Genomic DNA, 9367 nt, shown 5'->3' on the forward strand with positions numbered 1-9367 from the left:
GGCGTTCTGCAAAGCACCATATAGCCTTAGGTTTTAAGCCCTCGCCTACACTAGAGGTCTTGATTTATATAGATTTATTCCAGTCATGAGTGCATTCCTAGACGAAGAAGTTTTGTCCGTCCACCACTGGACCGATCGCCTGTTCAGTTTCACCACCACACGCGACACCTCGCTGCGTTTCTCCAACGGCCACTTCACCATGATTGGCTTGCGCGGCGAAAACGGCAAACCCTTGTTGCGCGCCTACAGCATCGTCAGCGCCAACTATGAAGAACACTTGGAGTTTTTGAGCATCAAGGTGCAAGACGGCCCTCTCACCTCCAAGCTGCAACACATCAAAGTGGGCGACAAAATTGTGGTCGGCAAAAAGCCCACCGGCACTTTGTTAATCGACTATTTGCTGCCCGCCAAAAACCTTTACCTCATCGGCACAGGCACAGGATTGGCCCCGTTCCTCAGCATCGTGCGTGACCCTGATACGTATGAGCGTTTTGAGAAAGTCATCTTGGTCCACGGCGTGCGCGAAGTGAAAGAGCTGGCCTATCACGACTACTTGACCGAAGAGCTGCCCAAGCACGAGTTCTTGGGCGAAATGGTCAGCGCACAAATGTTGTACTACCCCACCGTCACCCGCGAGCCCTACAAAAACCAAGGCCGTGTGACGGACTTGCTCACTTCAAATAAGCTCACCCAAGATTTGGGCTTGCCCAACCTTGACCCAGCCAACGACCGCATCATGATTTGCGGCAGCCCCGGCCTGAACAAGGACATGCGCAGCTTGCTGGAAGAGCGCGGCTTCAAAGAAGGCTCCACCACCACCCCCGGCGACTTTGTGGTGGAACGTGCGTTCGTTGAACAGTAATCAAAGTCACTGATGTTCGAACCTAGCCAAGCCGACGTACGGCGCTTCTTCTGCTCCGTCTACGCCAAGTGGCGTGAGGGGCAACCCATGGACGCGCTGGAAACCTTGGCCAGTCAATGGGTGGCCGAGCACCCCGAGTACCACGCTGATTTCTCCAACGTGGATGCTGCGCTTGAGCGCATGTACGAGGTGAAAGACGGCAAGACCAACCCCTTCTTGCATTTGTCCATGCACCTGTCGGTGAGCGAGCAATGCTCGATTGACCAACCGCGCGGCATTCGCCAAGCGGTGGAGCTGCTCACGGCCAAACGCGACTCGCTGCACGACGCACACCACGAAACAATGGACGCATTGGGCCAAATGATTTGGGAAAGCCAACGCAGCGGCCGCCCACCCGATGGCCATGCCTACATTGACGCGGTGCAACGCCGAGCCACCAAAGACTGAAGCAAAGGCGCATTAAGATCTCCCAAAATACAAACAGGAGACAAACCATGCGCCACTTCTCAATTAAGTCCAACTCTCGCCGCACCTTGTGTGCCGGCATCGCCATCGCAGCGCTCAGTGCCATTGGCCTGCCCGCCGCACACGCACAAACCTACCCCAACAAACCCATCAAATTTGTCGTGCCCTTCAGTGCAGGCAGTGCCACCGACAACGTGGGCCGTATCTTGGCGCAGGCCATGGGCGAAGCGATGGGGCAAACCATCACAGTAGAAAACAAAGCAGGGGCCAACGGCATCTTGGGTGCTGAAATGGTCAAAGGCGCGCCTGCCGACGGCTACACCTTCTTAGTCACCACCAGCACCACACAAGCGGCCAACGTGCACCTGTACCGCAAGCTGCCGTACGACCCCGTGAAAGACTTCACGCCCATCGGCAAGATTGGTGAGACCGGCTTCATCTTGATGGTCAACACCGACTTCCCCGCCAAAGACATGAAAGAGTTTGTGAGCTACGCCAAGGCCAACCCAGGCAAGCTCGCGTTTGGCCATGGTTCATCGGGCTCATTGGTGTCAGCCGCCATGCTGACTGAGTTGGCGGGCCTTCAAACCGTCAACGTGCCCTACAAAAGCATTCCCCCTGCTTTGACTGATTTACTGGGTGGCCAAATTCAATTCGCCTTTGCCGACACAGGTAATGCTGTGTCGCAAATGAACGGTGGCCGCATGCGTGGCCTAGGTGTGACCACCAAAAAACGCGCAGGCAAAGCGCCCAACGTGCCGCCCATTGGCGACACCGTGAACGGCTACAACGTCAGCGCATGGTTCGGCCTGATGGCCCCTTCTGGCATGCCCGCTGACGTGCAAAAGAAAGCCACAGCCACTTTGATGGCTGTGCTGGCCAAGCCTGAAGTGCGCGAAAAAATTCAAGGCGTGGGCATTGACCTAGATGTGGAAGACTCCGCCGCACTCGCCAAAACCATCGACGCCGAAATCAAAAAATGGGGCGGTTGGGTCAAGACCGCTGGCATCACACCTGAATAAGCCATGAGCCTGACTGACAACGCAAGCCTGCAAGGCGCACTCGCAGGTTTGCGCGTGATTGATTTGACGGGCGTGGTGCTAGGCCCCTACGCCACGCAAATCTTGGGCGACTACGGCGCTGACGTCATCAAGATCGAGCCGCCCAGCGGCGACATCATGCGCCACGCTGGCCCCATGAAGCACCCAGGCATGGGCCATATCTTCATCAACGCCAACCGCAACAAACGCTCAGTTGTGCTGGACTTGAAAAAACCAGAGCAACGCGAACAGCTGCTGGCCTTGTGCAAAACCGCCGATGTACTGACCTACAACATTCGCCCTGCCGCAATGGCGCGTTTGGGTTTGTCGTATGACACATTGCGCGCCGTCAACCCACGCTTGATCGTATGCGGCGCGTATGGCTACAGCGAAGGCGGCCCCTACTCAAACTGGCCCGCGTACGACGATCTGATTCAAGGCGCTGTCGGTATGCCATGGTTGATGACGCAAAGCGGCAGCGCCGAGCCACGCTATGCACCCACCACCTTTGCCGACCGTGTGACAGGGCTCAACATGGTGCATGCGGTGATGGCTGCCATCATTGCGCGCTACCGCACTGGCGTGGGCCAGCATGTGGAAGTGCCCATGTTTGAATGCTTGTTGCAGTTTGTGTTGGGCGATCACTTGTGTGGCGAAACATGGAAGCCGTCGCTGGGCGGCATGGGCTATGCACGTTTGCTTGCTGTGAATCGCAAGCCCTACGCCACTCAAGACGGCCACATCTGCGCCCTCATGTACAACGACACACATTGGCAAGCGTTTTTAAAACTCGTGGGCCAACCAGATTTGTTTCAAACCGACGCACGCTTTGCCACGCATGCAGATCGACTCAAGAACATCGATGCGCTGTATGGTGTGGTTGGCGAACACATGCGCACGCGCACCAGTGCCGAGTGGATGAAAGACTTCACCGCGCATGACATTCCTGTCATGCCCATGATGAAGCTGGATGACTTGCTGACCGACCCACACCTTGCCGCCACGCAAGGCTGGCTAGATGTGCCGCATCCGTTTGAAGGCCTATTGCGTCAACTGCGTCCTCCAGTGCGCATGAGCGGCACACCGACAGGCGTGTGGCGCCCCGCACCGCGTTTGGGTGAACACACCGAAGAAGTGCTGAGCAGCCTCAAAACTTGAAGCAAAGGTCTGTGCTACAACTGCCAAGACACTGCCGTCACGAATGGAAAAGCACATGCACACCCCCTCTCAACCACTCGGTGCCCAAACCGTTTCAGCAGCAGATTTGCGACTGACCATCCAGCCCACAGAGCTGGGCTTTAGCGACACCTCCGAATTGGTGTCACACGCCCTGCCGTGGATTGGCCAAGAGCGCGCCGAGACCGCCGCGCGCTTTGGCTTGGAAATGACGCAAGCCAACTACAACTTGTTTGTGTTGGGTGAAGTCGGTAGCGGTCGCTCGACCTTGCTTCGACAAATGATGCACAGCGTCGCGGCCACCCGAGCTGTGCCACCTGACCTGTGCTACTTGCACAACTTTGACTCGCCAGAGCATCCGCACGCGGTGCACATGCCCGCAGGCGAAGGCCGCAAGCTGCGCGTGCACATGGCACAACTCACCAAAACACTGCTGACCGAAATTCCCAAACGTCTGATCGCTCAAGACTTCAAGGTCGAAAGCGAACACATCGAAAAAACCTACAAACAAGAAGAAGACCGTGCTTACGCCGTACTGGATGCGTTTGCTGAGGCGCGCAGTTTTTCGCTGTTTCGCGAAGGCGGGCATTTGGTGTTCACCCTGCGCGATGAAAAAGGCGTGCCCTTGACAGAAGCCGAAGCACTGGCTTTGCCCAAAGAGCGACGCACGGCCATCGACCAAGCCGAGGTGGAGCTGCGCGCCGAGATTGCCAACTTCCTCGACAAAACACGTCCGATTGACCGTGTCAAAAACGAAGGCTTGGCCGCCTTGCGTCGCCAAACCATCAAGCCCATGTTGGAGCAAGAGTTAGCGCACATCCAACAAGCCTTGTCCAAACCCAGCCAAGACAACGCCAAGCTCGCGCATTACTTTCAAAAAGTCATGGCGGATGTGCTGGAACACATCGAACTGTTTGAGCCCCGCGACGATGACGAAGAAGAAACACGCCTCGAAGCCCTCAACACCTTGCTGCTGCGCTACCGCGTGAACGTGGCCGTGGACAACCACGACACACATGGCGCGCCCGTGTTGGTCGAAGACAACCCCGTGTTTCGCACCTTGTTTGGCAGCGTGGAATACCAAACCGAAGACGATGTGTTGATGACCGACTTCTCGCGCATCCGCGCCGGCAGCTTGCTCAAGGCACACGGTGGATTTTTGATGCTGCATGTGCGCGACTTACTGACCGATGCCTTGGTGTGGGAAAAGCTCTCACGCTTTTTGCGCAGTGGTCGTTTGCAGATTGAAGAATCAGGCTTGCACCTCTCGCCGATTGCCTCGGTGGCACTCGAACCCGAGGCCGTACACATCGACGTGAAGATTGTGCTGATTGGCACCGTCGAGGAGTACTACGTGTTGCAAGAAGGCGCACCCGAGTTCTTCCGTCGCTTCATGTGCAAAGTGGAATTTTCCGAAAGCTTTACGGCCAATGCAGGCACGCACCGCGCCTCCGCCATCTTTGTGGCACACAGTTGCCAGCGCCTAGGTTTGCCACATTTCAACGCCGATGCAGTGGCCCGCTTGATCGAATGCACGCACCGCGAGGTGGATGACCAGACGCGTCAAAGCGCGTTGTTCTCGCACACCGAATCACTCATCATTGAAAGCGCCAGTCACGCTCGCCAACGCAGCGCAGACAAGGTGCAAGCTGCCGATGTGGATGCCGCCATCGCGGCACGCAATTTCAGAAACGGCTACATCGAGCAGCGTTTGCAAGAATCCATCACCGATGGCGAACGGCTGATTTCTTTGAAAGGCGAATGCGTAGGCCAACTCAATGGCCTCACCGTCATCGAGCTGGGCGACCATGCCTTTGGCTTTCCTGTGCGTGTCACGGCACGCACTTATGCGGGCAACGAGGGATTGGTCAACATCGAACGCGAAGTGAAGTTATCAGGCCCCATTCACGACAAGGGTGTGCTCATCTTGCACAGCTATTTGTCAGCGCTGTTTTCGCACATCGCACCTTTGGCCTTCAACGCCTCAGTGGTGTTTGAGCAAGAGTACAGCGGCGTCGAGGGCGACTCTGCGTCGTGTGCCGAGCTGTATGCCCTGCTATCCTCTCTCTCAGGCTTGCCACTCAAACAAAACATTGCGGTCACAGGTGCGGTCAATCAAAACGGCGAAATTTTGCCCGTGGGTGGCGTGAACGAAAAAATCGAAGGCTTCTTTCGCACCTGCAAAGCCCAAGGCTTGGACGGCACACAAGGCGCCTTGATTCCCAGTCGCAACCGTCATCATTTGATGCTCAGCCAAGACGTGGTGGATGCTGTCGCACAAGGACAATTTCACATTTACACCGCAGAGCATGCCAGCGAAGGGGCTGAGCTCTTGATGGGAACCGTCTTTGGCAAAGAGCTCAAAGGGGGCAGCTATGAAGCGCAAAGCATCTTGGCCTTGGCCGATAAAACGCTACAAGCCTACCGACGTGCCTGCCACAAAGAGCCCGCACAAAGTGTGCGGCACATGAGCCACAAATTTCAAAAGCAACTCGACGGCAAATAAAAAAAGCCCCACAGCGTGGGGCTTTCGCTCAGGCAAACCGTTGCTTTAACGGAACTTGCTCTGAGGCACCGTTTTAAGATCGCCTTGCTGAGAAGCAACGTAGTTGGCTAGCTCTTTCAGCTCAGCATTGCTGAACTGCTTAGCCACGCCACCCATCACACCGTTGCTACGACCCCAAGTGGCAGTGCCCTCTACCTTGTAAGACTTCAAAGCCACAAACAAGTAGTCGGCATGTTGACCTGCAATTTTTGGATAGCTGGGGTCAATGGGTTTGGCAAAGTTTTCACCATGGCATGAAGCACATGCACCTTTGGTAAGCAAAGCGGCCACTTTGGCGTTGGGCTCAGTCGCCTTGGCTGGCAACTCTGCGCCAGCAACCTTGCCATGATTGGCGTAGTAGGCAGAAATATCGGCCATGTCTTGGTCACTCAAACTGTCGGCAATGCCGCGCATGGTGGGGTGTTTGCGCTCGCCTTTTTTGTAGGCGTTCAACACGGTAGTGATGTACTTTTCGCTTTGGCCAGAAATTTTGGGTACTTTGTAAACTTCAGGAAAACTGGCTTGATAGCCTGTGATGCCGTGGCAACCGATACACATCGCGATTTTCTTTTCACCTGCGTTAGCATCGCCTTTGACGTCTTGGGCCAATGAGAGCGACGACACAGCAGATACAGTCAGAGCAAACGCGAACGAGACAAACTTTTTCATATGCAAACCACAATCCCTAGAGGTTGATGTAAACCAAATAATAGACGGAACGACCCATGAAATTCAAAGGCACTGACACCTACGTTGCAACCCAAGACCTGATGCTCGCGGTCAACGCGGCCATCGCACTCAAGCGACCCTTGCTGGTCAAGGGCGAACCAGGCACAGGCAAGACTATGCTTGCAGAAGAGGTGGCCCAATCCCTGGGTTTACCCCTGTTGCAATGGCACATCAAATCCACGACCAAGGCCCAACAAGGACTGTATGAATACGATGCCGTGAGCCGTTTGCGCGACAGCCAGATGGCTGATACCGAGAGCGCAGAACGCGTCAAAGACATCAACAACTACATCCTCAAAGGCGTGTTGTGGCAAGCGTTCACCTCCGAGCAACCCGTGGCCTTGTTGATCGACGAGATCGACAAAGCCGACATCGAGTTCCCCAACGACCTGTTACGCGAGCTCGACCGCATGGAGTTTTATTGCTACGAAACACGCCAGCTCATCAAGGCCAAAAATCGCCCCTTGGTGTTCATCACCTCGAACAACGAGAAAGAGCTGCCAGATGCGTTTTTGCGCCGCTGCTTCTTTCACTACATCAAGTTCCCAGACGCTGACACCATGCGCCACATCGTGCAGGTGCACTTCCCCACCATCAAGCAAGACTTGTTGAGCGTGGCGATGAAGACCTTCTTTGACATTCGCAACTTGCCCGGATTGAAGAAAAAACCATCGACCAGTGAGTTGATTGACTGGCTCAAGTTGCTGGTGGCCGAAGACATCCCGATTGAAGCCCTGCAAACCGCAGACGACAAAGTATCCATCCCACCACTCGTGGGCGCGCTGCTGAAAAACGAGCAAGACACCACGCTGTTTGAAAAGCTGGTGTTCATGCAAAGCCGTAACCGTTAAGAAGAGATCACCATGTTTGCATCCCTCATCGAAGGCCTGACCGATGCCATTGGCTTCGTCGTAGGCGCATTGCTCGGCTATGGCTTAGGCGTGGCATTTGGCTTGAATTTGTTTGCCGAAGGCTATGGCACGGGCAGCATCATTGCGATCTTGCTGGTCGGCATTGGCGGCGGCATGGGCTTACAAGCTGCACGCCGCTTTCGTGCCCCCAAGCCAGACGCCGAATAAAACTACGCCATGCTGATCGACTTCTTCTACACCCTGCGCGCGGCCAAGCTGCCGGTTTCGGTGAAGGAGTACCTCACGCTGCTGGAGGCGCTGCAAAAGCAAGTGGTGGGGCCTGGTAGCGATGCCTGCAGCATGGATGACTTTTATGTGTTGAGCCGCCTCATCTTGGTCAAAGATGAAAAGCACTACGACAAGTTTGACCGCGCGTTCGGTGCGTACTTCAAAGGCGTGGAGCTGCTGACCGACTTCACCAAAGAAGTACCGTTGGATTGGTTAGAAAAAATCCTTCAAAAAGAACTCACCCCTGAACAAAAAGCCGCCATCGAAAAAATGGGGTGGGACGAGTTGATGGAGACGCTGAAAAAACGTCTCGAAGAACAAAAAGAACGCCACGAAGGTGGCAACAAATGGATTGGCACAGGTGGCACATCGCCTTTTGGCAATGGTGGCTATAACCCACAAGGCATTCGCATTGGCGGTAAAGGCGGTAACCGCAGCGCCGTGAAAGTATGGGACCAACGCGCCTACCGCGACTACGACGACACCCAAGAGCTGGGCACACGCAACATCAAAGTGGCCTTGCGTCGCTTGCGTCGCTTTGCACGTGAAGGCTCGGCCGAAGAGCTGGACCTTGACGGCACGATTCATAAGACCGCAGCCAATGCAGGCTTTTTAGACATCTTGATGCGCCCCGAGCGCCACAACAATGTGAAGGTGTTGTTGCTCATGGATGTGGGCGGCACGATGGACGACCACATCGCCCGCGTGGAAGAGTTGTTCAGCGCAGCCAAAGCCGAGTTCAAACACTTGGAGTTTTATTACTTCCACAACTGCGTGTACGACTTCATGTGGCGCAACAACAAGCGCCGCTATGCCGAGAAGTTTGAGACCTGGGACATCATTCGCAAATACAACAAAGACTACAAGCTCATCTTCATTGGCGACGCCACCATGAGCCCGTACGAAATTGTGCAACCCGGTGGCAGCGTGGAATACAACAACGAAGAAGCCGGTGCCGAGTGGCTACAACGCCTGCTTCACGCGTTTCCTAAATTTGCGTGGATCAACCCCGAACCTCAAGGCGTGTGGCAATACCGCCAAAGCATTGCCATGATTCAACAAATCGTCAGCAACCGCATGTACCCGCTCACGCTCAAAGGCTTGGAAGAAGCCATGCGAATGCTGAGCAAGTGACACCGTAAAATACGCATCGGTCGCCACCGTAGTTCAATGGATAGAACTCTCCCCTCCTAAGGGAGTGATACAGGTTCGATTCCTGTCGGGGGCACCAGCTGCCTTATGTTTCAAGGCTTCCCGTGAGATATGTGAATTATTCCCACATTAATTACCACAGGCAAGCCGGAAGTTTGATTGCTCCGGCACAGATACAACACATACAAACAGCGTGTCCCACAGTGATACCAATGTGGCTGATACGCCAGATGGCTACATAACATCCCTTGACTGCTTC

9 protein-coding genes and 1 tRNA gene are annotated in these 9367 nt (G+C 55.1%); 9 read left to right on the top strand and 1 reads right to left on the bottom strand.

The annotated features are described in order from the left end of the window. Positions 1 to 85 precede the first annotated feature (85 nt). Genes C5F52_RS28870 through C5F52_RS28890 form a run of 5 tightly spaced genes read left to right on the top strand, consistent with a single transcriptional unit; the run spans position 86 to position 6049 of the window. A complete protein-coding gene (locus tag C5F52_RS28870) occupies positions 86 to 862 on the top strand; it encodes a ferredoxin--NADP reductase (protein WP_104801811.1) in 777 nt (258 codons plus the stop codon). Between the two features lie 12 nt (positions 863 to 874). Further along, positions 875 to 1309, top strand: a complete 435-nt coding sequence (locus C5F52_RS28875; protein WP_104801812.1) for a DUF1841 family protein — start codon at positions 875 to 877, stop codon at positions 1307 to 1309. A 47-nt stretch (positions 1310 to 1356) separates the two neighbouring features. Beyond that, positions 1357 to 2349, top strand: coding sequence for a tripartite tricarboxylate transporter substrate binding protein (locus tag C5F52_RS28880; RefSeq protein WP_104801813.1), 993 nt, complete (start codon positions 1357 to 1359; stop codon positions 2347 to 2349). A gap of 3 nt (positions 2350 to 2352) precedes the next feature. Then, the gene (locus tag C5F52_RS28885; protein ID WP_104801814.1) at positions 2353 to 3525 is read left to right on the top strand and encodes a CaiB/BaiF CoA-transferase family protein; all 1173 of its coding nucleotides are present in this window, start codon (positions 2353 to 2355) and stop codon (positions 3523 to 3525) included. A gap of 55 nt (positions 3526 to 3580) precedes the next feature. Further along, positions 3581 to 6049, top strand: coding sequence for a Lon protease family protein (locus tag C5F52_RS28890; protein ID WP_104801825.1), 2469 nt, complete (start codon positions 3581 to 3583; stop codon positions 6047 to 6049). Positions 6050 to 6094: 45 nt separating this feature from the next. Here the strand turns inward: C5F52_RS28890 and C5F52_RS28895 are convergent, their stop codons facing one another. After that, the gene (locus C5F52_RS28895; protein WP_104801815.1) at positions 6095 to 6757 is read right to left on the bottom strand and encodes a cytochrome c; all 663 of its coding nucleotides are present in this window, start codon (positions 6755 to 6757) and stop codon (positions 6095 to 6097) included. Positions 6758 to 6813: 56 nt separating this feature from the next. Here C5F52_RS28895 and C5F52_RS28900 point away from each other — a divergent pair, with 56 nt between their 5' ends. The 4 genes from C5F52_RS28900 to C5F52_RS28915 all read left to right on the top strand — a co-directional run bounded on the left by C5F52_RS28900 (position 6814) and on the right by C5F52_RS28915 (position 9187). After that, positions 6814 to 7668 carry a MoxR family ATPase gene (locus C5F52_RS28900; RefSeq protein WP_104801816.1) on the top strand — a complete coding sequence of 285 codons (855 nt, stop codon included), beginning with the start codon at positions 6814 to 6816 and terminating at the stop codon, positions 7666 to 7668. 12 nt (positions 7669 to 7680) lie between these two features. Further along, complete coding sequence (locus C5F52_RS28905; RefSeq protein WP_104801817.1) at positions 7681 to 7896, top strand: hypothetical protein; 216 nt, start codon at positions 7681 to 7683, stop codon at positions 7894 to 7896. 9 nt (positions 7897 to 7905) lie between these two features. Then, positions 7906 to 9090, top strand: a complete 1185-nt coding sequence (locus C5F52_RS28910) for a VWA domain-containing protein (RefSeq protein ID WP_104801818.1) — start codon at positions 7906 to 7908, stop codon at positions 9088 to 9090. 22 nt (positions 9091 to 9112) lie between these two features. Then, positions 9113 to 9187, top strand: a tRNA-Arg gene (locus C5F52_RS28915). Positions 9188 to 9367: the final 180 nt, after the last annotated feature.

It is taken from the genome of Limnohabitans sp. TS-CS-82, from assembly GCF_002943475.1.